Source organism: SAR324 cluster bacterium, from assembly GCA_029245725.1.
Lineage (GTDB): Bacteria > SAR324 > SAR324 > SAR324 > NAC60-12 > JCVI-SCAAA005.
The window spans coordinates 1-23,466 of record JAQWOT010000075.1; the positions used below are offsets into that span (position 1 = coordinate 1).

The 23,466-nt window shown below is 45.3% G+C and carries 21 protein-coding genes; 17 read left to right on the forward strand and 4 right to left on the reverse strand.

The window, feature by feature from the left end:
- The coding region (locus P8O70_03150; GenBank protein MDG2195879.1) for a hypothetical protein at nucleotides 1-355 on the reverse strand (355 nt) is incomplete at its 3' end.
- Complete coding sequence (locus P8O70_03155; protein ID MDG2195880.1) at nucleotides 325-708, reverse strand: hypothetical protein; 384 nt, start codon at nucleotides 706-708, stop codon at nucleotides 325-327. The genes P8O70_03155 and P8O70_03150, both read right to left, overlap by 31 nt.
- A gap of 193 nt (nucleotides 709-901) precedes the next feature.
- Between P8O70_03155 and hisD the strand changes: the two genes are divergently transcribed.
- From hisD to P8O70_03240, 17 genes are all read left to right on the forward strand, one after another.
- On the forward strand, nucleotides 902-2,179 hold the full coding sequence (gene hisD, locus P8O70_03160; GenBank protein ID MDG2195881.1) for a histidinol dehydrogenase: 1,278 nt from the start codon (nucleotides 902-904) through the stop codon (nucleotides 2,177-2,179).
- A gap of 21 nt (nucleotides 2,180-2,200) precedes the next feature.
- On the forward strand, nucleotides 2,201-3,274 hold the full coding sequence (locus tag P8O70_03165; GenBank protein ID MDG2195882.1) for a LacI family DNA-binding transcriptional regulator: 1,074 nt from the start codon (nucleotides 2,201-2,203) through the stop codon (nucleotides 3,272-3,274).
- A gap of 10 nt (nucleotides 3,275-3,284) precedes the next feature.
- Nucleotides 3,285-4,196, forward strand: a complete 912-nt coding sequence (locus tag P8O70_03170) for an amidohydrolase family protein (protein ID MDG2195883.1) — start codon at nucleotides 3,285-3,287, stop codon at nucleotides 4,194-4,196.
- Nucleotides 4,189-5,241, forward strand: coding sequence for a sn-glycerol-3-phosphate ABC transporter ATP-binding protein UgpC (ugpC, locus tag P8O70_03175; GenBank protein ID MDG2195884.1), 1,053 nt, complete (start codon nucleotides 4,189-4,191; stop codon nucleotides 5,239-5,241). The genes P8O70_03170 and ugpC overlap by 8 nt, the downstream gene beginning before the upstream one ends.
- A gap of 31 nt (nucleotides 5,242-5,272) precedes the next feature.
- Nucleotides 5,273-6,490 (forward strand): extracellular solute-binding protein, encoded by a 1,218-nt coding sequence (locus P8O70_03180; GenBank protein ID MDG2195885.1) that lies wholly within the window; start codon nucleotides 5,273-5,275, stop codon nucleotides 6,488-6,490.
- Between the two features lie 16 nt (nucleotides 6,491-6,506).
- Complete coding sequence (locus P8O70_03185) at nucleotides 6,507-7,535, forward strand: sugar ABC transporter permease (GenBank protein MDG2195886.1); 1,029 nt, start codon at nucleotides 6,507-6,509, stop codon at nucleotides 7,533-7,535.
- A gap of 3 nt (nucleotides 7,536-7,538) precedes the next feature.
- Nucleotides 7,539-8,687, forward strand: a complete 1,149-nt coding sequence (locus tag P8O70_03190; protein MDG2195887.1) for a carbohydrate ABC transporter permease — start codon at nucleotides 7,539-7,541, stop codon at nucleotides 8,685-8,687.
- 28 nt (nucleotides 8,688-8,715) lie between these two features.
- A complete protein-coding gene (locus P8O70_03195; GenBank protein ID MDG2195888.1) occupies nucleotides 8,716-9,222 on the forward strand; it encodes an ester cyclase in 507 nt (168 codons plus the stop codon).
- On the forward strand, nucleotides 9,219-10,271 hold the full coding sequence (locus P8O70_03200; protein ID MDG2195889.1) for an ester cyclase: 1,053 nt from the start codon (nucleotides 9,219-9,221) through the stop codon (nucleotides 10,269-10,271). The genes P8O70_03195 and P8O70_03200 overlap by 4 nt, the downstream gene beginning before the upstream one ends.
- The gene (locus P8O70_03205; GenBank protein MDG2195890.1) at nucleotides 10,271-11,239 is read left to right on the forward strand and encodes an ester cyclase; all 969 of its coding nucleotides are present in this window, start codon (nucleotides 10,271-10,273) and stop codon (nucleotides 11,237-11,239) included. The genes P8O70_03200 and P8O70_03205 overlap by 1 nt, the downstream gene beginning before the upstream one ends.
- 33 nt (nucleotides 11,240-11,272) lie before the next feature.
- Nucleotides 11,273-12,196, forward strand: a complete 924-nt coding sequence (locus P8O70_03210) for a cupin (protein MDG2195891.1) — start codon at nucleotides 11,273-11,275, stop codon at nucleotides 12,194-12,196.
- Between the two features lie 10 nt (nucleotides 12,197-12,206).
- The gene (locus tag P8O70_03215; GenBank protein MDG2195892.1) at nucleotides 12,207-13,328 is read left to right on the forward strand and encodes a cobalamin-independent methionine synthase II family protein; all 1,122 of its coding nucleotides are present in this window, start codon (nucleotides 12,207-12,209) and stop codon (nucleotides 13,326-13,328) included.
- Nucleotides 13,329-13,352: 24 nt separating this feature from the next.
- Nucleotides 13,353-14,111 (forward strand): SDR family NAD(P)-dependent oxidoreductase, encoded by a 759-nt coding sequence (locus P8O70_03220; GenBank protein ID MDG2195893.1) that lies wholly within the window; start codon nucleotides 13,353-13,355, stop codon nucleotides 14,109-14,111.
- Between the two features lie 200 nt (nucleotides 14,112-14,311).
- Nucleotides 14,312-15,889 carry a CHAD domain-containing protein gene (locus P8O70_03225; GenBank protein MDG2195894.1) on the forward strand — a complete coding sequence of 526 codons (1,578 nt, stop codon included), beginning with the start codon at nucleotides 14,312-14,314 and terminating at the stop codon, nucleotides 15,887-15,889.
- Nucleotides 15,889-16,638, forward strand: coding sequence for a ParA family protein (locus P8O70_03230; GenBank protein MDG2195895.1), 750 nt, complete (start codon nucleotides 15,889-15,891; stop codon nucleotides 16,636-16,638). The genes P8O70_03225 and P8O70_03230 overlap by 1 nt, the downstream gene beginning before the upstream one ends.
- Nucleotides 16,639-16,663: 25 nt before the next feature.
- On the forward strand, nucleotides 16,664-17,524 hold the full coding sequence (locus P8O70_03235) for a carboxyl transferase domain-containing protein (protein ID MDG2195896.1): 861 nt from the start codon (nucleotides 16,664-16,666) through the stop codon (nucleotides 17,522-17,524).
- A gap of 195 nt (nucleotides 17,525-17,719) precedes the next feature.
- Nucleotides 17,720-21,214 carry a biotin carboxylase N-terminal domain-containing protein gene (locus tag P8O70_03240; protein ID MDG2195897.1) on the forward strand — a complete coding sequence of 1,165 codons (3,495 nt, stop codon included), beginning with the start codon at nucleotides 17,720-17,722 and terminating at the stop codon, nucleotides 21,212-21,214.
- Between the two features lie 103 nt (nucleotides 21,215-21,317).
- Here P8O70_03240 and sucD read toward each other — a convergent pair whose 3' ends face one another.
- Nucleotides 21,318-22,190 carry a succinate--CoA ligase subunit alpha gene (gene sucD / locus P8O70_03245; protein MDG2195898.1) on the reverse strand — a complete coding sequence of 291 codons (873 nt, stop codon included), beginning with the start codon at nucleotides 22,188-22,190 and terminating at the stop codon, nucleotides 21,318-21,320.
- A 31-nt stretch (nucleotides 22,191-22,221) separates the two neighbouring features.
- Complete coding sequence (sucC, locus tag P8O70_03250) at nucleotides 22,222-23,397, reverse strand: ADP-forming succinate--CoA ligase subunit beta (GenBank protein MDG2195899.1); 1,176 nt, start codon at nucleotides 23,395-23,397, stop codon at nucleotides 22,222-22,224.
- Nucleotides 23,398-23,466 lie beyond the last annotated feature (69 nt).

Sequence of the window (23,466 nt, forward strand, 5' to 3'; positions counted from 1 at the left end):
TTAGAAATAATCTTAAATCAGAAAAATAATGGTATTTAGATTTAATACCACCAGTTTTCTTTAATCTAATGTAAAATACATCATTTGCATTTACATCTACATTTCCATCTGTTTTTACTAATTGTTGAGTATTACCTACAGTATTATTAGCTACTGTTGTTTTAGACATTATATTTACTATAGGGATATCAATATCAGATGTGGCTGACCATCCTGCATGATCTGCTGACGCTGTAAATATGTGTAGGGTTACAGTATTATTTGATTCATAATAATTATTGTGTAGGACTTGAAATCCCATAACAGTACAATCAAAAGGAACTATTAAACCTCTAACTGCAAATTCTTGGGCCATTGTTGCAACACCTGTAATGTCTCCATAATTAGTAGTCCACATACCCCCCGAGAATCTAAATAGTTTACCACGTCAAAATTACCATCAGCTGCCACACCTACACTTGCCACCTTCTCCTGAAGGGAGACGAATGGGATATGGGTCCAATTCACAGTAATCCCTGTCAGGCTTTCGAACTCTTCATCGCGTAACTCGTAGGCTTTGAACTGTGGAGTAACAACTGAAAGAATATTTAAAGAAGTGCCAGCGTAAGGTTTTCCAGATTTAAGACCATAAGGAAGAATATTTTCAGCCGCCAACACGTTTGCAGCCATCAAGGAGCCACACAGAAGGGCACAAAAGGTTTTCCACATTTTCACCTCCACAAATGTTTGAGAACAAATAAATGATGAATGCGTATGCAAACATGTTCTAAGTGCCAACCTATGTGTTGAAGGTCAAGCGATTTTTTCTATACTTGATTTTTGGGTTAATTAGGATTTAATTCGTAAAACATAAATTTGCATAGCTATGCAAGCAATCTCAATCAAAGTGTAGAGAATTACAATGATTCAGTACCTGAAAGAGGGGAGAAGTGCAGCAGATGCGAAAGCTGATCAATCAAAAGTTCGCCAGACTGTGGAGAAAATCCTTGCAGAGATAGAGTTGCGTGGGGACGCTGCGGTTCAAGAACTGGCTCAGAAATTTGATAAATGGGAGCGACCCAACTTCCGCTTGAGTCCAGACGAAATTGATGCGGCCGTGAGGGAAGTCCCAGAATCAACCTTAGATGATATTCGCTTTGCCCAGACACAGATTCGTAATTTTGCCCAGACACAGCGTTCAGCTTTACAAGATGTAGAAGTAGAAACGCTCCCAGGCATTGTTCTTGGCCATAAAAACATCCCAGTGAACAGTGTTGGCTGTTATGTGCCAGGTGGAAAATACCCAATGGTGGCCTCGGCACATATGAGCGTAGTTACTGCAAAAGTTGCTGGAGTTCCAAGAATTATTGCTTGTGCACCACCTTTTGAGGGTCGACCACATCCAGCAATCATTGCTGCAATGCACCTAGGTGGAGCTAATGAAATTTATTGTCTTGGAGGGGTACAGGCTGTTGGATCCATGGCTTTGGGAACAGAATCCATTCAAGCTGTCGATATGTTAGTAGGGCCTGGAAATGCCTTTGTGGCAGAAGCGAAGAGGCAACTTTATGGTAGAGTCGGTATCGATCTTTTCGCTGGTCCCACAGAAACCCTGATCATTGCAGATGAAAGTTGTGATGGAGAGCTTTGTGCTGCGGACCTGCTTGGACAAGCGGAGCACGGTCTGAATTCTCCAGCGATCTTGCTTACAAATTCTGAGAAACTAGCCAGAGAGACCATGGAAGAAGTTGAACGACAACTAAAGATTCTTCCAACTGGTGAAATTGCCGATCAAGCTTGGCGGGATTTTGGACAAGTCATTGTCTGTGAGAGTTACGATGAAATGGTCACCAAAGCCGATGAAATTGCATCCGAACACGTGCAAGTGATGACGAAGGATCCAAATTTTTTCTTGGAAAGAATGACCAACTATGGAGCTCTTTTCCTCGGAAAAGAAACCAATGTCGCCTATGGAGATAAAGTCATCGGAACCAACCACACGCTCCCAACAAACAAGGCAGCACGTTACACTGGAGGTTTGTGGGTTGGTAAATTCCTCAAGACCTGTACCTACCAGTGGGTGAAGACTCCGGAAGCAAGCACTCTGATTGGCGAATACTGCTCAAGGCTTTGTGCCTTAGAAAACTTTGCAGGCCATAAGGAACAAGCAGATATTCGAGTTCGGCGCTACAAGCAGTGAAACCAATTATATGGGTGATCTGTGGCTGAACGAAAAGTGAACGCGACCTCCACACAAGTTGCAAAATTAGCTGGAGTCTCTCAGTCTGCTGTTTCAAGAGCATTCACTCCTGGTGCAAGCATCGCCGAGAGTACCAGAAGAAAAGTCCTTCAGGCTGCCAGAAAACTCGGCTATCAACCAAATGCGATCGCACGAAGTCTGAGTACTAAGCGTTCCAAGATGATTGGGATCGTAATCGCCAATGTGACTACTAATCCCTTCTATCCTGAAGTGTTGGATGCCCTTAGTCGCCAATTCCAACAAAGAGGGCAACGAGTCATGCTCTTTGTCGTCACACGTGACCAAAACTTGGACGATATCCTTCCCCAGCTTCTTGAATATCGTGTTGATGGAATTCTACTCACCGCGGCAACCCTCAGCTCCGCCATGGCTCATGAATGCGCACGCATGGGTGTTCCAGTAACGTTGTTCAATCGCTCTGTTCCCGATGCCCATGCAAGCTCTTTTTGCTGTGACAATATTGAAGGGGGCCGAATGGCTGCAAGGCTTTTCATGAAATCTGGACATCATCAATTCGCCTTTGTAGCTGGAAGTCATGACACATCCACAAGTCTAGAGCGGGAGAGAGGATTCAGAGAAGAATTAAAACAACATGGCTTGGAACCTTTTATCGAGATGGGAAAATTCAGCTATCAAGGAGCATTTGAGGCAGCTAGAAGACTAATGCAACTCCCAAAATCACCAGACGCAGTTTTTTGCGCTAATGACATCATGGCAATCGGTGTTTTGGATGCACTTCGCCATGCTGAGCAGAAAAAAGTGCCTGAAGATGTATCCGTAATTGGTTTTGATGATATTCCTATGGCCGCCTGGCCCAGTTACAATCTAACTACGATCAGGCAACCCATTGAAAGAATGATCGATTCTGCAGTGAATGACCTTCTTGATCGGATCAACCATGACACCATGTACCCGAAGCAAGAGTTAGTTCCTGGAGATTTAGTTGTTCGTTCTTCAGCAAAATTACCCTCTGGGCTTTCATCAGGTTGGGTAATTTCAACCTCTGGAAACAGGTCCGAAAACAGAAATGTCTGAGCAATCACCAATGAAACTCATTGACGCCCATCATCATCTTTGGGAACCACAAACGTTGCCCTATACCTGGCTTCGTCAAATCGGGAAACCAAAGCCTTTTGGGGACCCAACAGCGATTCAAAGAAATTATCTTCCGAAAGATTACCTTCAGGATTTCACAGAGGCAAAAGACTTTGAGTTGGTTGGGACTGTTCATGTTCAAGCAGATAGCGCCCTACCAGAACCTGTGACAGAGACGAATTGGCTGGATCAACTGAATTCGTCTATTCCCTCGGGAATAGTAGGTTTTGCAGACCTTTCCAAAGACAATTTACGTGAAATCCTTGGGCAACATTGTAATTCAAGAAAATTTCGCGGTGTTCGGCAGATTACTGGGAGGCTTGATAACCGAACTGATCTTTCCTTCACTTCAGAGGATCTCCTCAAAAAAGCCTCCTGGAGAAAAGGATTCAGTTTATTGAAAGAATTCGATCTCAGCTTTGATTTACAACTTTATCCTGAACAAATGCGAGAGGCCGCTGAATTTCTTCGGGAACACCCCCAAACACCAGTGGTCATTGATCATGCTGGTTCCCCATATGATCAGACTGAAGCTGGCCTTAAAGAGTGGGCAACTGGTATCAAAATGCTTTCCCAACTCGACAATACACATGTCAAGATTTCAGGCTTTGGAATGTATAATCGGGATTGGAACTATCAAAATACTGAAAGAATTTTCCAAAAGCTTTATGAGACTTTTGGGGCAAAACGGATGATGTGGGGCAGCAATTTTCCTGTAGATCGCTTGATGCAGAGCTACGGTCACTGTACCTCTCAACTCCAACAATGGCTTAGAGATTTGGAGATAGAAGAACAGGAAGATATCTGTTGGAGAACAGCAGCAGGGTTCTATCGATTAGAGATCGGTACTGCCAATGGCTAACTTGGAATTGAAAAACATATGGAAACGTTGGGGAGATTTTGTAGCTGTCAAAAACTTTCAATTAGAAATCGCTGATAGAGAATTCCTTGTTCTACTAGGGCCCTCTGGTTGTGGGAAAACGACAACCATGAGAATGATCGCTGGTCTCGAAGATCCTACACAAGGGGAAATCTATATCGGTGGCCGAATGGTCAATGACCTGGAACCCAAAGATCGTGATGTTTCCATGGTCTTTCAGAACTACGGCTTGTATCCAAACCTGAATGTATACGATAACATCTGCTTTCCTCTCAAGGTAAGGAAGGTTCACACCGCAGAGCAGGATCAACGTGTCCGTAAAGCGGCCGGAATGGTCGAATTACTCGATTTACTGGATCGGCGGCCAGCAGAACTATCCGGTGGTCAACGACAACGAGTGGCTCTGGCTCGCGCAATAGTTCGTGAACCCAACGTTTTTCTGATGGACGAACCTCTCTCTAACCTCGATGCTAAACTGAGAATTTCCACAAGAGCTCAGATTAAGAATCTTCAATATGAATTACAGGTCACTACGGTTTATGTAACTCATGACCAAACAGAAGCGATGACCTTGGCTGATCGAGTTGTTGTGATGAACCATGGAGAAATTCAGCAGGTAGGCTCCCCGCTGGAAATCTATGACCGACCCCAAAATACCTTTGTTGCAGGATTTATTGGAAGCCCACCGATGAATCTGATTGAGGGGAAAATCGAAGAGGGTTTGTTTGTTTGCTCAAAGAATTCAGGTTTCAAATTATCGGGTCCAGAAGGCTCGATAACACTTGGTTTTCGTGCAGAGGATGCCGAAATCGTATCGGAAGGTGGTCAATTGAAGGGACTCGTCTACGCAATGGAATTGCTGGGCGATGCAACGCTGATTACCTTGCGAATCGGTGGCAGCTTGGTGTGTGTCAAGATGCCGAAAGATTTTCGAGCCACGATGGCACAGGAACTGGCTGTCTTTTTAAAACCAGCTGCCTGCCATCTTTTTGAAACGGATTCAGGACGCCGTCTGGAACATTCCTGAATCTGACACTTTGATTCCGAAAAGAGGAACTATGATGAAAAAATTCCTGACGATCGCAGTCACACTGACAGCCTTCGTAGCTGCTCCAATGCTTGGTTTTGCTGCCTGTGATTTTAAGCCTTCGAGTAAGGTCAGTCTTCTTGCCAACAGTTTTGCTGCCTGGAAGGCAGTCTCTGATGCAATGAGCGAATGTGGAAATTTCGAAGCAGAATTAGATGCAGAGTTTCGCAAAAAACAGCCTGACGCATTTGCAGCCAATCCATCACTTTACCAACTTGGTGGGGTTTCCAATGGAACGATTCAACCTCTACTGTCTGCTGGCACCATTCGCCCACTGGATGATCTTGTTGCCAAGTATGGTAAAGATCTCCAACCCAATCAGCTGATTCGCATCAATGGACAAATCATGGCGATCGCTATGATGGTGAATAATCAGCACCTGATGTACCGGGAGGATATCTTCAAATCTTTGGGGTTGGCGGTTCCAACTACTTACTATGAGTTGCTCACAGCAGCGGACAAAGTAGCAGCTTCAGGACAAGTTCAATATGCTTTGGGTGGAACCTACAAAGCCGGATGGAACTTAGCTGAAGAGTTCGTGAATATGTACATGGGTATGGGAGGTGATTTTTTTGAAGGATCCAAACCCTCTGTTAACAATGCCATGGGTATCCGAACGCTTGAAATGATGCGTAATCTAACCCACTACATGGATCCAGAATATTTGGTTGCCGATTCGACCTATGTTCAGCAGCAGTTTCAACAAGGCAAAATTGCAATGGCTGTTTTATGGGCTACGAGAGCCGCAGCAATGAATGATGCCAAGGAAAGCCAGGTTGTCGGCAAAGTAAAAATGGCTGCTGCACCATCTCCAGTATCTGGTGCATTGCCTGCCTCGACCCTTTGGTGGGATGGTGTTGTACTTGCGAAAAACATGACAGACCAACAAGCAGATGAAGCCTTTCAGCTGTTGATGGAGGGAATCGATCGCGAAATGGTCACAAATAACAACGATGCTGCTGTCTGGTTGATCAATGGCTATACACCTGGACCAATGGCAATGGGAGCCGCTGAAACAGCTGAAAACGGTGCCTTACCTTACCCAAATGGAGTTGAAATGGGTTTGATGCACACTGCTCTTGGAAATAACGTTGCAGATTTCCTCACGGGCAAAGAGACAGCAGAGCAAACGCTGATGGACATCGAAGCGGAATATACAACCGCGGCCAAAGAAAAGGGATTGCTCTAAGCAGGGCTATCTCTAGATGAAAAATCGCACATTTTTGGCCTTCGTTGGTCCATCGCTCTTTCTAATGCTCCTGTTCATTGCGGGACCGTTGCTGAGCGTTGTTTGGCAAAGCGTACATGTCACTCGTGCCGTGTATGAGGAGGTAGAGACGGAAGTGTGCACTCCGGGTTTCCTGACACAAAAATGTACGATGGAAATCCGGACTCAACCTCAATTAGATGAAAATGGTCAGCAGATTACCGAAACCATCTTTGTGGGCTTCGAGAGCTACAAAAATTTGCTGCAACCCGAAGTTGCCCTAGAGAGCTTTAAGCAGGGAAGTTGGGCAAAACTATCGAACATTGACTTTTACAAGGCTCTTCGATTCACCCTCACTTTCACTCTGATTACTCTCCCGCTTGTCCTGGGCATGGGGCTTCTCGTCGCCTTAACTGTTAACCAAGCATTACAGTCACTACGTGGCCCCATCATCTTTATATCATTGCTACCATTTGTGATAACACCAGTGATTGGGGCTCTCTCGATCAGATGGCTCTTTGTCGGAGATGGTATTCTTACAGCCCTCCTTGAGTGGTGGCTAGAACGGGATATAGCGATGTTCGCACAAGGCTGGACGATCGAAGTACTCATGTTGAGTTATCGAGTCTGGCACGTTACACCCTTCGCCTTCATTGTCTTTTACGCTGGGCTGCAGACAGTCAGCAGAGACACTCTGGAAAGTGCAATTGTCGATGGGGCAACCCGTTGGCAGAGACTCAAATTAGTAATCTTACCTCATCTCAGCCCACTAATTCTATTTGTCAGCATTATCCACCTAATGGATTCCTACCGGGTTTTCGAGGAAGTAATTGGCTTTAGAAGTCAGGCTCACGTCATTTCTCTACAATGGCTTACATATGACTTCCTAACCCTAGATGACACAGGCAATCGAATGATTAGTCGAGCTTCCGCTTCTTCAATGCTGACCATGATCGGAATCGTATTTTTGTTGATCTTTCCCCTTCGCGGTAGCTGGCGAGAACATCGAAAACGTAGATCAGGATGATCCATGTCTGAATCTATCTTGCTACCCAGGAGTCTCCAACTTTCAAAATCACTCAAACTGCTCAGCAATGGGTTTCTTGGCATTTGGTGCTTGATCGCTGTTTTTCCTTTACTTTGGATTACGTTGATGGGCCTGAAGTATCCGCTGGATGCTTTCTCAGCCAATCCACTTGTGGTGATTTTTGGCCCGGGGACACTCGCCGCAGGTGCTTCAGTAAACTTACTTGAACTTTTGTTGGTAATTCTTTGGGTAGCTGTCGCTTTTCTAGGAATTAAACGCTGGCAGGCAAAAAAAAATCTGGGATCCAAAAATTGGCTGTACCTTGGTATCTCAATAGGATGGCTCTTTGCTGCTGTCATCCTTGCTGAGCTTAGTGATGCATTCAAGGAACTGCTCGGAGTAGACTTTTTCTTGATGACTCCACTGTTGGGGATGACCACTGAGCATTTTCAATCAGTTTGGATCGAACAGGAATTCTACAGACAATTTTTGAACTCACTTTTTGTAACGACTGGAGTCGTGACTATTTCTCTGACGGTGGGGACATTGGCGGGCTACGGTTTGGCTCGATCAGGTTCAAATTGGGCATTCTGGATTCTCATGACTGCCTTGGTTTTCCGAGCTCTGCCGCACTCTGTGCTGGTTTCGGGCTACCTTCCATGGTTCATCAATTCAGCCGAATGGCTAAGGCCTATTTTTGGGGAAACCGCACCGACCTTATACGGCCAACCTTGGGCAATCATTGTGGTACTCGCATCAATCAACCAGCCTTTCACGATCTGGATGCTCCGCTCATTCTTTCAGAATATCCCCCGAGAATTGGATGAGGCCGCCAGAATTGATGGTTGTTCGCATGGAGAAGCATTTGTACGAGTGATTATTCCAGTCATGTGGCCTGGAGTTCTGACAGCGGGGCTTTTCAGCTTTTTACTGGCTTACAACGACTACTTGGTTGCAGCTCTGTTGCTGGATGCCCAAAATCAGACGATGGTTCCCGCGATTTCTGGGTACTTCAATCGTGAAACAACTTCGACAGATCAGGTCGAAGCCGTTGCTGCCGCGGTCTCCATCACGGCTCCACTTTTTGTGCTTGTGATGGTCTTTCAAAAGCAACTTGTTGCTGGTCTGACTCAAGGGGCCGTTAAGGGTTGAAGAAAATTTTCAATATCAGGATTATCCAGTGGAAGAACAGGACAACAAGCAACTAATCGAAGATATGTACGAAGCCATGAACAAGAATGTACTTGGCCTCATGAAGAAGTATTGGTTTGAAGACATGGTCTGGGAAGGACCCGCGGGAGTGGGTACAAAACACGGAGTGCAAGAATTTGAAGAAGACTACCGTCGAGATTTCATCAATGCCTTTCCGGACAAGCATGCTACAGATTTGGTGCGTGTTGCCGAAGGTGATTGGATAGCTGGAGCAGGTCATCAAGATACTACCTTTGCCAATTCTTGGTTGGGCATTCCCCCGACTGGCAAAAAGATTCGTATCCGTTACATGGATTTTTGGAGGATTGCCACAGATGAGTCTACTGGAGAAAGAAAACTCGCTGAAAATCTCGTGTTGATCGATATTTTAGGGGTCCTCGAACAAGCTGGTTATGATGTTGAAAAAGTCCTTAAATTCATTGGCTCTAAATCCCCTGAGTTTTTTGAGAACTCTGCAGAATCAGAAAATGAATGAGTATATTTGAATTCAATAGTGAGCTAAATCAGCAACATAAACAGTTAGTTTGGGACTATTGGCACCACCCAGCCTGGCAAAATCCTGCTGACATTGAGAAGCATCTACTGCGATACCAGAATCAGGATGCCAATTGGTTTGGTTTTTTGCCACTTAACCAATTGTCTTCCCCAACTGCGCAGTTTGATGAATTTTGGCTTCCGCTCTATGAGGCATTCTCGGATCTTCAGCGGCAGACCCATATCTTTCTTGGGGGGAGTTCCAGTGGCAAAGCTGATGGCAGCCCAGATAATCGTTACTGGGTTGGAGGAACTGGGCTTTTCAAGGGTGTGTTTGAACAAGATTGGCAAATCAGCCACTTAAGAATTCCTGCCAACCAGCAACCCATCAAGATCCGTTGGGCAGAATTCTGTCGATTTGAAGAAGCTAGGATTGCGGAGACTTACCTGATGCTCGATCTCGTTGATTTCTTTGAACAGAACGGGCATCCCATTCTGCCGCCCTGTAGAGGAGTGCCAGGAATTTACCCTGTACCGATTACTCAAGATGGGGTGCTGAGAGACAAGCAGGAACAAGCTGTTACCGAGGCGAGTCTTCAATTGATTCGAGATTTCCTGTTTGAGGGGCTGAACCTTTATGATCAACATAACCTCAAAAGTATGGGGGTTGCGGACTTTTTTCATCAGGATGTCAAATGGTACGGTCCCGGAGGGATTGGTGGTTGCCTCAGTCTGAAAGCTTTTGAGGATAACCATCAAAAACCCTGGTTGATTGCTTTTCCAGACCGCAAAGTTTGTGACTTGGATTCGCTCTTTGCTGAAGGAAACTACGTTGCTAGTTCTGGTTGGAAGGGGGTCAAAGCCAAACATGCTGGGCCATACCTTGGACATCCTGCTAGTGGCAAGGATATCTGCTTCAACGGCATCGATTTCTGGAGAAGTGAATCCGGGAATTACGTAGAAAACTGGGTCTTTGTAGACATGATCCATCTGTTTGGACAGATGGGAATTGATCTATTGAAACGCTTGAATTTTGAGGAAAGGCACTGATGTCAGCACCAGAATTGGAATTTGCTGATCTGACAGATTTCATTCTAAGGATCACAGAGAGAATTTGGGAAGAGAGACACGTCGAAGACATTCGCAAATACTATACTGCAGATTGTCGGGTAGAGACACCAGCAGGGATTACTTCGAATGTGGAAGCAGTCATTCAATCTACCCTAGAAACGTTGAATCAGTTTCCTGACCGTCAACTGCTGGGTGAAGATGTAATCTGGTCCGAAGACCAACCTGGCTATTTCTACTCTTCTCATCGAATCTTCTCCACCATGACTCACCTTGGAGAGGGGAACTTTGGCAAAGGAAACGGAGCAAAAATTGGTGTTAGGACGATTGCTGACTGTGCTGTCTACAAAAATCAAATTTACGATGAATGGCTTGTTAGAGATCATGCAGCAATCCTGAGCGATATAGGTCTGCCACTACAAGAATTTGCACTTTCACTGGCGGAAGCAAGATCTGAATCTGGGCAGAAACCTATTCACTTTCATAGTCTTGAGAATCGACCAAAAGCTGACGGAGTAAACTTGTCAGACACAGATGCTGCTCAGCATTATTTCCGAGGCTACAGAAGTCTGTTTGATGAATCAGCTTTCGGCTGGGTAAGAGAGAGCTATGACAGGGCTGCACAAATTTATGCTCCAGGGGGGACAACTCTTCAGGGCTGGGAAAGGATAACCGATTTCTGGTTGGGACTCAGAGCCAGTTTAGGTCAAGTAAAATTTACAGCTGACCACTTGATTCATCGTGAGGATCCAAGAGAGCCTGAGCGGCTCGCCCTGCGCTGGAGTGTAACTGGACAGCATGAAGGAAGAGGCCGATATGGAGAACCAAGAGGCAACCCACTTCATTTTTTGGGGATCAGTCACGCAGAATTACGCAAAGGAAAGATTTTACGCGAATGGGTTTTGCTGGATGAACTGGCAATTTGGCAGCAAATTTTTTCTAAATTTTGAGTTAGTCAAACTCCTTTCGGACAGGAATTTCTGATGGATATTGTTCGCTTCAATGAACTGATCCCCTGTCGCACCGCCTTCATCGATGCGCACACCCCAGGGTCGGATCAGAAAGAAAATTACACCATCATTGGCGCAGGGGTCTCAGAATCACCTGATCAGCACGTTCATCTCAGTAAAACTCCCGGTTTCAATATTGGGGCAGCCGCACAACCTGCAGGTTGTACAAACTCCTTGCACAGCCACCGGACTGCTGAGGTATTCATCATCCACTCAGGAAAGTGGAGATTTTTCTGGGGCTTGTACGGTGATAAAGGCGAAGTGGTTCTGGAACCAGGGGATGTGATCAGTCTGCCAACGCATATGTTTCGTGGTTTTGAAAACATCACTGAGAAGAATGATTCAAATCCCAATGGCTATGGATTTATGTTCGCTGTACTCGGTGGAAATGACTCTGGGGGTGGAGTATTGTGGGCCCCACAAGTCATTGAAGCTGCCCAGGCGCATGGTTTGGTGCTACTTGAAAATGGACTCTTGATTGATACACATAATGGTGAATCAATTCCGGATGGGATGCTCCCACGAAAACCCTTAGAAGGAGCGGATTTGGTAGCATTTGATCAAAATACTATTGAAGATCCAAATCGTGTTCTTGCCAGGAAATCTCATAGTGGCAACCTCATTCTTGGCACCTCATACAAGGCAAAAATTCGTGAAATTCCTGGTTTTGAAATCAGTCGGACTGAGGGTTTTGAGACTTTGGAGTTGGAGGGTTCAAATCCCGCGGTGTTGATCTGTAACGAGGGTGGCTTTCAAATTGGTGATCAGTTTATCGAGAAAGGAGATATAGTTTATCTTGATGCAGGAGATTTCAGTAGAATTGAGTTTTCCTCAGCTTGTGAAGTTTTTTTGGTAACCCCCACTGCTGATCCAGCTGGCCCCACTAAATACTTTTAAGGAGAAAGACATGTCTGGATTAGCGGTAACCCATGTGGGTTCGCTCCCTCGCAGGCAGAGGGTGGTCGACCAAATTTTTGCAAGAGAGAAAAACGAACCTTGGGATCGGGTGGAATTTGACGGGATCATGGCTGAAGAGGTAGCCGAAACTGTCCGACTTCAACAACAGGCTGGGGTTACGATTGTTAGTGATGGTGAAACCTCTAAAATTTCCTATGCAACATATGTCAAAGATCGTTATTCCGGTTTCGCAGGTGATAGTCCGCGCCAACCTCCAGCTGATCTGAAAGACTACCCAAGCTTTCTCGAACGTTTAGCCAAAAGCGGTGGTACCCCCCAATATTCTAGACCCTGCTGTGTAGGACCGATCAGCCCTAAGGATTCCCACGATCTTCAAGCAGACATTCAGCATTTAAAGGCTGCAATGGCTTCCAATTCTGTAGCCCAAGGGTTTATGAATGCTGCAAGTCCAGGGGTAATTGCTCTCTTTCTGCCCAACCAATATTACCCTGATCATGAAAGCTATTTGATCGCCTTGGGAAAAGCACTGAAAACAGAATATAAAGCCATCGTCGCTTCTGGACTTTCCTTGCAACTAGACTGTCCAGACCTGGCCCTATCTCGGCATATGCTCTTTACCGAGAAGACTGATGATGAATTTCTTGATCTAGCAAGACTTCACATAGAAGTGCTCAACTCTGCACTGGAGGGATTACCTGCTGAAAAAATTCGTCTTCATATCTGTTGGGGAAATTACGAGGGGCCTCATCACTGCGACATTGCTATGGAGAAAGTCTTTGAGGTGTTGATGTCAAGCAAAGCCCAGTATGTACTCTTTGAAAATGCCAATCCAAGGCATGGTCATGAGTGGGCAGTTTTTGAAGAAAGAAGTGCTCAAATTCCTGATGATAAGATTCTGGTTCCTGGAGTGGTTGATACCACAACCAACTTTGTGGAACATCCAAAATTGATTGCACAAAGACTTGAGAGATTTGTGAACTTTCTAGGTAGGGAGAGAGTTGTCGCTGGGACAGACTGTGGGTTTGGTACTTTTGCGGGCTTTGGTGCAGTCGATCCCGAAATCGCTTACGCAAAACTCAGATCCTTATCTGAAGGAGCCAGCTTAGTCTGAAACGGTCAGCCAAAATTATTCTTTATGAACCCAACACAGAATCCAGCTTATCGACCAACAGCTCTGATTACAGGCGGAGTAGGAGGAATTGGCAGAGCAATCTGCCATACTTTGGCATTGAATGACTTCCAAGTGCTTTTCACTTATCGATCGAAAGCCGATGAGGCGCAGGAACTCGAAAAGGCGCTAGCTGGATCCGGACATAAGAGTTTCCAACTTGATGTAAGTGATTCTCATCAGATTGATAAGCTTGCACTGAACATCTCTGAAAAAACTCGTCAACTGGATTTACTGGTGAATTGTGCTGGAATGACGCGTTTTGTTCCTCATCAAGATTTGGAAAGTCTTAATGATGAGTTGATTGATCAGATTTTTCAGGTCAACTGGCGAGGTTCTTTTTCAACAATTCGATCATTCAGACAGCTATTGGAAAATAGTCCTGAAGCACTGATCATCAACATTTCTTCTATAGCAGGAAAAACTGGTGAGGGCAGTAACGTTGCCTACTGTGCATCCAAAGCGGCCTTGGACTCAATGACCAGATCCTTAGCACGGGCTTTGGCCCCTAAAATTCGAGTAGTCTCTGTTGCTCCAGGAGTGGTCGAAACAGAATTTATCAAAGGATTGGATCCCGAGTGGCGAGAAAAACAACTGCTCAGAACGCCAAGTGGTCATTTTGCTCAACCTGAGGAGGTAGGAAAAGCGATCCTGTATCTCTTCCAAGATTTAAAAAGCTTGAATGGCTGTCGTCTGGATTTAGACGGAGGTAGACCCCTTGGCTGACAAGTCACCTCTGTCAGGTATTGCTAAAACCATCAGCCCTTTACCCTCCAAAGAAAATTTCACTCTCAAAAAAGACCCTCATCACACCTGAATTCAGCTAAAAGCTCTCAAAAGAGCCCCCTCGATTAGGACAGATTTTTGCTTGCTAGAATACTCAATCTCTAAGGTTCATGGAGCGAGCCCAACTAAATGGAAGATTGATGATATTGAAGAGACCTCACTTTCAAATTCCCTCACTTACTGAAGCCCAAGCCCTCCTGGAGCGAGTCAAAGAACAATTTCCCTTGAGTGAATTGCCAAGTCAACTTTGGGAATACGTTTACTACGACACTTTTGATTCAAGACTCTATAAAAATCAGCAACTGCTTCGTCAAGAGACCAGAACTGACGTGGGAGATGAATCCTGGCTCTGCTGGCTCAGTTTAACAGGGAATCGAGTTCTACAGCGTGGACGTTCCCCTGTTCAGGAGTCTGTCATTCAACAACTTCCTTCGATACCGCTTAGACCATTACTTGAGCCCATTCTTCACCCAAGGGCTCTCTTAAGTCTGTTTAAAATTTCAGTTCAGCAGGAATGGTTGGTTTGGAAAAACAAGGACGACAAGACCGTTCTTCGAGTGATGCTTGAATCAACAAAACTCTTCCGTGAAAATCAACTAGAAGAACTCCAACACCGTCTGATAATTCTCCCTTTTCGTGGATATCCTAAGCCGTCTCAGCAAATAAATCGGTTTTGTCGTGAAGAAGGTCTGGAGGAACTCAATGAGGATCTTTTTCAAATTGTCTGTAGCAAATTGGAACTGAAACCCGGAAGCTACCAGCCCAAACCAAAATTGGAACTTTCACCCTTGGGCAGAACAGACCAAGCTCTTCAAGCGATTCTTGGTGCTAGCACAAAGGTGATGGACTTAAATCATCAGGGTACGATCGAAGCTCCAGATACAGAATTTCTACATGATTTCCGAGTTGCTTGTCGACGAGCACGATCTGCGCTGAACCAATTGAAGGGGGTTTTTCCTCCTGAACAGATCCAAGATTTTCGAGATGACTTCGCTTGGTTAAGTGATCGAACAGGCCCCACTCGAGACCTGGATGTTTATCTCCTTGACTTCAATTCATACCAAACTCAACTACCTGAAGAACAGCAAGCTGATCTTGAAGCTTTTCGGGAACTTCTGCTGACAGAAAATGCCAAAGAGCAAAAACTTTTAGCCAAGGATCTTCAATCCAAGCGTTTTCAAAAATTTCGCTCGACCTGGGAGCAATTTTTAAAAGATGAAACTCCTTCTACAACTCCTGGAGGAGCAGCAGAAGTTCGCAAAACCGCATCAAAAAGACTCCTTAGAAGTTATCATCGTTGCTTAGCTGAGGGGAAAGCAATTGACCAAGATTCTCCTGATGAAGCTCTCCATGACTTGAGGAAAAGTTGTAAGAAATTAAGATATTTACTGGAGTTTTTTGAAAGCCTTTGGTCCACAAAAGAATTCCAAGGGATTCTCAAACCTCTCAAAGCCCTTCAAGAAGATCTGGGTCAATTCAATGATTGCTCGGTTCAACAGGAATCCCTAAAAAATTTTGGCGATATGCTAGCCAAGCAGCAACCTGTTCCGGCCCAGACTTTGGTGGCGATGGGAATGCTTGTCAGTACCCTGAACCAACGACAGGCCGAGGCACGGCAGCGTTTTCAAGGCAGTTTTAGTGGATTTGCTTCGACTCGCACTCAGAATCGTTTCAATCTTCTTTTTAAACAGCCAACCGTTGCTGAGGAGTTGAACTGATGCAAATCTTAGCTTCTTATAACATCAAAGGTGGGGTTGGAAAAACCGCTACTTCTGTAAATTTGGCTTTTCAAGGGGCTCATGAAGGAGCCAGAACACTGATTTGGGATCTTGATCCGCAGGGAGCAGCGACCTTCTATTTTAGGGTTAGACCAAAAATCAAAGGGGGTTCCAGGGCTTTGCTGAAAGGTCGTCATGATCTTGCCGATCTGATCAAGGCTACCGACCACGACAACCTCGATCTTCTGCCTTCCGATTTTTCATACCGGACGATGGACCTCCTGCTTGACGACACTAAGAAGCCGAATGAACGACTCAAGTTGCTGCTAAGTCCTCTAGCTGGAGAATATGACTATGTTTTTCTTGATTGCCCACCAGGACTGACATTGCTATCGGAAAGTATATTTGAAGCTGCTAATGTGCTTGTGGTCCCGGTCATACCCACCTCTCTATCACTTAGAACGCTTAAGCAATTGGTAGAATTTCGTCGCAAGAAGCAATTGCGAAATTTCAAGATGCTCGTATTCTTCTCAATGGCAGATCGACGCAAGCAATTGCATCGAGACCTAATGCAAATGATGCCTAGCAAATATCCGAATTTTCTGAAGACAAATATCCCATATTCAACTGAAATTGAGCGGATGGGAATTGAGCGAGCCCCAGTAAGCTGCTTTGCAGAAAACAGCAAATCAGCACAGGCCTATCAGGAACTCTGGCAAGAAGTGAAAGCCCACCTCCCGGCCTGGTAATTCAACTTTTCAATCCATTGATTACATGCCTGAATCTCCCGTGTCTGCCCGAAAGACACCTCGTCCTCTTTCGGCATTCCGACGTGCAGAAGCAATGTCTCATGATCTTTCACAGCTACCGGGCAAAGGTCCATCGTATTTTGACGATGCGAAATTAGCTGGATTACTAAGCAAAGAGAGCATTGAGGAACAAATCCAATGGCTTCGTCGACTTGATGTAGACAGTTACATCCAAAGGGTTGTAAATCCCTCTGAAAACCAAAAGCGTCTCAGTTCAGCTGAAGTCATTCAGCAGCTTGGAGGTAGTCTCATTCAAGAAGAGATCGAAGGACCTCTCTATTTGGCCGAAGTCGAATTTCAGATTGGTGCTCTCAAAAGAAGAATTGGGTTTGTTGCCCAAGACCATAGGGTTCAACATGGAACTTGGGACCCGAAACATCATCGACGAGCAGCAGACAAGTTGGGGTTCTTTGCGATCCATGGCATGCCAGTGGTTACTTTTATCGACACCCCTGGAGCCGTTGCCACTGCTGAAGCCAACCTTGACAATCAATCTCACAGTATCTCTTTTTTGATTGCCGAAATGGCAAATCTACAGTTACCAACTGTTGGGATTGTATTTGGGGCTGGATATAGTGGCGGAGCAATTCCGCTCGCTACCACAAATGTGTTGCTTGCCACCAAAGATGGAGTATTCAACACGATCCATCCCAAAGGACTGAGCAACATTGCTCGTAAGTACAACTTATCCTGGCAGGAGTGTGCGAAATTTATGGGAGTTTCCTCCTATGAACTGTACTCCAGTGGATATTTTGATGGGATTATTGATTTCTCGTTAGACCAGCCTGGAAAAATTTCAAATCTACGGGAAGCAATCCTCAGTTGAATTGAAATAACAGAGCAAAACGCTCGACTCTTCCTCAAAGAAAACCCCTTTCTTTTTGACCACTACAAAGAAAACATTGGGCACTATCTCAATCCGAGTGAACTCCAAATCGTCATAAATCGGAGAACTCACAAACCTCCTACAGGAACCCTAAACGTTTTTGGGTCAGCTTATCGCTTCATGCGCGGGCTCAAGATGCGTCAAAAAATTCAAAGTGAATCCCTGAAGAATTACTCAAGACTCAGCAGCAAGACTGCCAAGACCCCAATTGGCACCTTGACAGAAAGGATTGAGCAGGAGCGGCAAGAAAAATTCAAGAAGTGGCTTCAGGCCCCCATTGAACTTCGCTACCAAGAGGAGTTGAACAAAAGATACCAAAGATTCCTGGAAACAAAGGCAGAGCGAGATGTAGAACGGACCAAACTCTTCGCTTTTTTTGTGGGGGACCCAAAGGACAACTTTGAGAAGGCACTGGAAGAATTGACCCTAGAGGTGTTGATTTATCTTTACAACTTTTGGAAGGACAGCACTCGCGAGAACATGATTCAACTTCATGATTTTCTTCAGGAAGCAACCCTCTCCGAGATCCATGAAAATCCCTCATTACTAGACGTTCTGCTTATCCCTGAAGTGAACCAAAGTTTACAACAAAACTTCCAGAACATACTACTCTTTGACATGCTTTACGATGGGGTGATTGAAAGCCTTCCCATGATTGCAGGCGAATTGAAAGGGACAAATCATATCTCGCAGCAATCAGTAGAGAAGCTTTTTGAAAATTCTTTCAACATAGCCTTGAAGGAATTTGAAAAAATGGAACTTCAGCTTGAAGGTGATTGGGTGCGTCAGAGCTTCTTCAAGTGGCTTGCCCAGTTCATAGCTCAAAAGAACTGTGACACTGTCATGGCAACGATAAGTGGCTGGAAAAGAATTGTCTATCCAAGGATGTCTCCGCCTTTATTTGGGGTGGTGCGCTACTATTTCTCAGGATTGCTACCCTCGCTTTATAAAGCTCAACTTGGTGAGAGCAAGTTTCAGGGTAAGATCACTCCGCGAAACATCGGAATCAAAGACTTCTGGAATCGACTAGATCAAGCCTATAAGGATTTACTCATTCAGAATCTGTTGAGAGATTACAAGAAGAACCACATTGAACCAAAGCAAATTCTTGACAAGTATTTTGCTAACTTCAAGGAGCTTACCGCAGAGAAGATCACCGCAAATCCCGTCAATTTCCCAGGATTTCGCCAAGCCATTGAGCAAGCTCTTGACAACGGGATTGCTCCCTGTGGAGTAGTTACAGGTATTGCTAGTTTCACGGGTAACAAATCAACAACCAAGGTCGGTTTGGTCCTGAGCAACACTCGTTTTCAAGCTGGAGCCTTTGACATGGCGAGTTGTGAGAAGGTTTGTCTGCTTCTTGATGAATGTGCTCAGCGCAACCTTCCTGTAATCTTTTTCATTTCTTCAGCAGGTATGCAAACCAAGGAGGGAGCCGGATCTCTCTTCTCGATGGCAACGATGAACGATCGTTTGACTCGCTTTGTCAAGGACCATGATCTTCCAGTGATTTGCTTTGGATTCAGAGACTGCGTCGGGGGTGCTCAAGCGAGTTTCGTAACTCATCTTCTGGTGAAAACGTACTATCTCTCAGGGTCCCAAATCCCTTTCGCAGGGCAACTTGTTGTTGAGAGTCACCTTCCAGCATCATCTACTCTCGCCAACTACCTTAGCCAAAAAGATGGAACAATGGATGGCCTGGTTGAAAATCCATTTGATGAGCAAATTGATCACGCTTTGCGCCAGATTGATCCAAGTATTCCAATGCCAAAGCTTTCAATTCAGGAAGTGATTTCAAGGACACTGACGGGTGAGTATAACCTCTCTGCACAGCTAGATCAGGAAGTTGAATCCCTTGAAAAAGCTGAGTTGATGCAAAGTGACATCAAAAGAGTCCTTGTGCACGCTAGAGGATGTACTGCTGCAAGATTGATCCAAGCTTCTCAAGAACATGGCATTGAAGTCGTCCTTGTCCAATCTGATCCAGATATGGAGAGCTACCCAGCTCAATTGCTTCGGGAAAACGATCGGCTGGTTTGCCTTGGTGGAAACACCCCTCAAGAAAGCTATTTGAATGCGATGAGTGTCATCAGAATCGCTGAGATTGAGGGAGTAGACGCCATTCATCCAGGAATTGGCTTCCTTTCAGAATCACCACAATATGCCCGTATTTGCCGAGAACATGGTTTAAACTTTATTGGACCACGTTCTGATAATATGGACCTGATGGGAAACAAATCTAATGCGATCAATACAGCAAAGAGACTTAAGATTCCTGTTGTTCCAGGTAGTGAAGGTGCCTTGGCAAATCCATCTGAAGCTTCCAACGTAGCTGCAGAAATCGGTTATCCTGTGCTGATCAAGGCTGCCCATGGTGGAGGTGGCAAAGGCATAGCAGTTGTTGAACAGCCGGGTCAATTGGAACCGATGTTTATTCGGATGTCGAAGGAAGCACTGAATGCCTTTGGCAACGGTGATTTGTATTTGGAAAAATTTATTCGCTCTTTGAGACACTTGGAAGTCCAAGTTCTTCGTGACCTTCAGGGGAATTCTCATTTGCTGGGTATTCGAGACTGTTCGGTCCAGCGAAATTATCAGAAACTCATTGAAGAGAGCGCGTTTGATCTACCGCAGAAAATTCAGGATCAGCTTTTCAAATACTCTAGAAAATTGATTGATGAAATTGATTATGTTGGAGCAGGAACTGTTGAATTTATTTATGATCTAGGAGAGCAGAAAATTTACTTCATGGAGATGAATACACGTCTTCAGGTGGAACATCCCGTCTCTGAAATGGTCAATGGGGTGGACTTGGTGAATCAACAGTTTTCAGTAGCAAAAGGTAACAGCCTTGAAAGCTTGGAGATCCGTCCGCATGGGCATGCTATGGAGCTTCGTATCAATGCAGAAAGAGTTGATTTAGACTCTTCAGGTTCCCTTCGTTTTGTGCCAGACCCCGGTAGAGTTACTGAAGCGTACTTCCCTGCAGAAGAAAACATCCGAGTTATTCAAGCTGTGACCAATGGCTCAATGGTTCCGCCTTTCTACGATTCTCTTGTAGCCCAAATCATCGCCTGGGATGAAGACCGAAAAGAAGCAATTGAACTGCTACTTGATTACCTGAGTAGAGTGAAAATTCATGGTATTTCCACAAATCTGGTATTAGCGAGGAGAATTTTGCAGGATCAGGATTTTCAGGAGGGGAATTTTGACACTCTCTATCTAAAGGGTCTGTTTTCAAGGATCAACCCTCAAGAGCTAATCAAGGAATCTAAGCTCGAAGCTGGAGGTTCAGCGGTGTCGCTGGATGAGTCCAGTGTTCGTTTCGAGAATTCGAAAGAGTGGAAAATTCTTTCACCACAAATGGGAGGCTTTTACCGGTCTCCTTCTCCTGAGACCCCCTCATTAGTTGAAGAAGGCAGCGTCATTAATCTCCAGACTCCACTCTGCTTGCTAGAATCCATGAAAGTCTTTAATGAGATTTCTCTGAACTCTTTCAAAACTTTAGATGGGAAACCGCTCTACCCCGAGGATCAGCAATTCCGCATCACGCGAGTTCTGGCAGAAGATCAACAGACAGTAAATCAGGGAGATCTACTGTTTGTGATGGAGTCAATTATGCCAAATTAAGAAAGATAATTGTTCGAGAGGAGGTAGGAAAGGTCAGACTAAAGAGAAAACTTATTATGGAGGAAGAGAACCTCATCTTAAGGTGAGGTTCTCATTTTCGATATTATCTTTTCAGAACCTCAACCATTTTCTTCCCAATATCAGCTGGCGTTGGTACCACATGAATACCAGCGTCTTGCAGCGCAGTCATCTTTTCGGCAGCAGTACCTTTGCCACCAGAAATAATGGCACCAGCATGACCCATCCTTCGCCCAGGAGGGGCCGTTTGCCCTGCGATGAAGCTGACAATTGGCTTTGTCACATATGCTTTGACGAAAGTTGCTGCCTGTTCTTCAGCGTCCCCGCCAATCTCGCCAATCATCACAATCGCCTCAGTTCCTGGATCATCCTGAAACATCCGCAGACAATCAATAAAATTCGTTCCGTTTATTGGATCTCCCCCAATTCCGATACAAGTACTCTGACCTAAACCTACCCCACTGAGCTGACCTACAGCCTCGTAAGTCAAAGTTCCGGAACGTGAGACCACTCCAATTTTACCAGGCTGATGAATGCTTCCTGGCATAATGCCGATTTTGCATTCTCCCGGAGTAATGACCCCAGGACAGTTGGGCCCAATCAATCTGACTCCCTGTCGTTTTACATAATTTACAGCTCTCACCATATCTTGTAGAGGCACACCTTCGGTAATAGCAACAATAAGAGGGATTTTGACTGCTGCGGCCTCAATAATAGCGTCTGCGGCAAAGGGAGGTGGAACAAAAATCATGGAAGCATTTGCCCCAGTAGACTCCACTGCCTGTTTCACAGTGTTGAAAATTGGAACACCTTCAAAATCTTGCCCACCCTTGCTGGGGGTCACTCCACTGACAATATTGGTTCCATAATCCCTACAACCACGGGTATGCAATTGCCCTTGGGATCCAGTAATTCCTTGAACCAAGACTCGCGTTTCGCTGTTGACGAGGACTGTCATACTTTCCTTTCAATACTCATTTGAGGGGTGATCAGGCAACAGCGGCAACTGCTTTTTCAGCAGCGTCTCTTAGACCATCTGCCATTTGGAGGCGACTACCAAGACCAGAATCATTCACAATTTGATGTGCTTCTCCAGCATTAGTTCCTTCCAAACGAACCACAACCGGCACTTTTAGGTCAACATTGTTGATCGCAGCAACGACACCCGCAGCCACCATATCACACCTGACAATCCCACCAAAAATGTTGATCAGGATGCACTTTACATGTGGATCGCTGGAAATCAGCCGAAAAGCTAATTCAACTCTTTCCTGGGTACTCCCCCCCCCAACATCTAGAAAATTGGCAGGTTCACCACCACAGGCCTTAATGATGTCCATTGTGCCCATGGCGAGACCAGCACCATTGACCATACATCCAATAGAGCCGTCCAATCGAATGTAATTGAGATCATTTTCTGAGGCTTCCGTTTCAGCAGGATCCTCTTCATCAAGATCCCTCAGCTCGAGCGTGTCCTTGTGTCGGAACAAAGCATTGTCATCGATTGTGATCTTCGAATCCAAGGCAATGACCCGGCCATCTCCAGTGAGCACTAAGGGATTGATCTCAACCAAGGAGCAGTCTTCATTCACAAAGGCCTCATAAAGCCCTTGGAAGAGAGCTGCTGCGGGTCTAATCAGTTTTGGATTGATCTTGTCAATCTCTAAACCGTACGCCAACTCGGTAGCTTGGTAGGGCCTCATTCCAATTGTGGGGTCGATACCAACTTTAAGAATTTTTTCAGGGGTGTTCGCTGCAACCTGCTCAATGTCCATCCCACCCTCTGTCGAGGCTAGCATCACCACTTGCTGAGACCCTCGATCAACCAGCAATGAGACATAAAGTTCTTTCTTGATGTCCATTCCTTCTTCGACAAGGACCCTTTTGACTTGCTGTCCCTTGAGCCCAGTCTGGTGAGTAACCAGCTGCATCCCAATAATCTTCTCTGCATTTGTGCGCACAGCTTCCAAGCCTTTTGAAACCTTAACACCACCACCTTTCCCACGTCCACCTGCATGAATTTGCGCCTTCACCACACAGATCTCAGTTCCCAATTCTTCAGCAGCACCCACTGCTTCATCCATTGTGAATGCTACTTTTCCACGGGGTATGGTAACGCCGTATTTGGCTAAGATTTGTTTCGCCTGATACTCGTGTATTTTCATCAGTCCTCTGAGAATGGAATAACGACTGTTGATATTCCTAATTATTCAAGGCTAGGCAAGCAAGAGTTA

Bases quoted from the DNA above. Each gene is read 5' to 3' on its own strand.
- P8O70_03155 (MDG2195880.1), bottom strand. From the start codon at position 708: ATGTGGAAAACCTTTTGTGCCCTTCTGTGTGGCTCCTTGATGGCTGCA.
- hisD (MDG2195881.1), top strand. From the start codon at position 902: ATGATTCAGTACCTGAAAGAGGGGAGAAGTGCAGCAGATGCGAAAGCT.
- P8O70_03170 (MDG2195883.1), top strand. From the start codon at position 3,285: ATGAAACTCATTGACGCCCATCATCATCTTTGGGAACCACAAACGTTG.
- ugpC (MDG2195884.1), top strand. From the start codon at position 4,189: ATGGCTAACTTGGAATTGAAAAACATATGGAAACGTTGGGGAGATTTT.
- P8O70_03180 (MDG2195885.1), top strand. From the start codon at position 5,273: ATGATGAAAAAATTCCTGACGATCGCAGTCACACTGACAGCCTTCGTA.
- P8O70_03185 (MDG2195886.1), top strand. From the start codon at position 6,507: ATGAAAAATCGCACATTTTTGGCCTTCGTTGGTCCATCGCTCTTTCTA.
- P8O70_03190 (MDG2195887.1), top strand. From the start codon at position 7,539: ATGTCTGAATCTATCTTGCTACCCAGGAGTCTCCAACTTTCAAAATCA.
- P8O70_03200 (MDG2195889.1), top strand. From the start codon at position 9,219: ATGAGTATATTTGAATTCAATAGTGAGCTAAATCAGCAACATAAACAG.
- P8O70_03205 (MDG2195890.1), top strand. From the start codon at position 10,271: ATGTCAGCACCAGAATTGGAATTTGCTGATCTGACAGATTTCATTCTA.
- P8O70_03210 (MDG2195891.1), top strand. From the start codon at position 11,273: ATGGATATTGTTCGCTTCAATGAACTGATCCCCTGTCGCACCGCCTTC.
- P8O70_03215 (MDG2195892.1), top strand. From the start codon at position 12,207: ATGTCTGGATTAGCGGTAACCCATGTGGGTTCGCTCCCTCGCAGGCAG.
- P8O70_03220 (MDG2195893.1), top strand. From the start codon at position 13,353: ATGAACCCAACACAGAATCCAGCTTATCGACCAACAGCTCTGATTACA.
- P8O70_03225 (MDG2195894.1), top strand. From the start codon at position 14,312: ATGATATTGAAGAGACCTCACTTTCAAATTCCCTCACTTACTGAAGCC.
- P8O70_03230 (MDG2195895.1), top strand. From the start codon at position 15,889: ATGCAAATCTTAGCTTCTTATAACATCAAAGGTGGGGTTGGAAAAACC.
- P8O70_03235 (MDG2195896.1), top strand. From the start codon at position 16,664: ATGCCTGAATCTCCCGTGTCTGCCCGAAAGACACCTCGTCCTCTTTCG.
- P8O70_03240 (MDG2195897.1), top strand. From the start codon at position 17,720: ATGCGTCAAAAAATTCAAAGTGAATCCCTGAAGAATTACTCAAGACTC.
- sucD (MDG2195898.1), bottom strand. From the start codon at position 22,190: ATGACAGTCCTCGTCAACAGCGAAACGCGAGTCTTGGTTCAAGGAATT.
- sucC (MDG2195899.1), bottom strand. From the start codon at position 23,397: ATGAAAATACACGAGTATCAGGCGAAACAAATCTTAGCCAAATACGGC.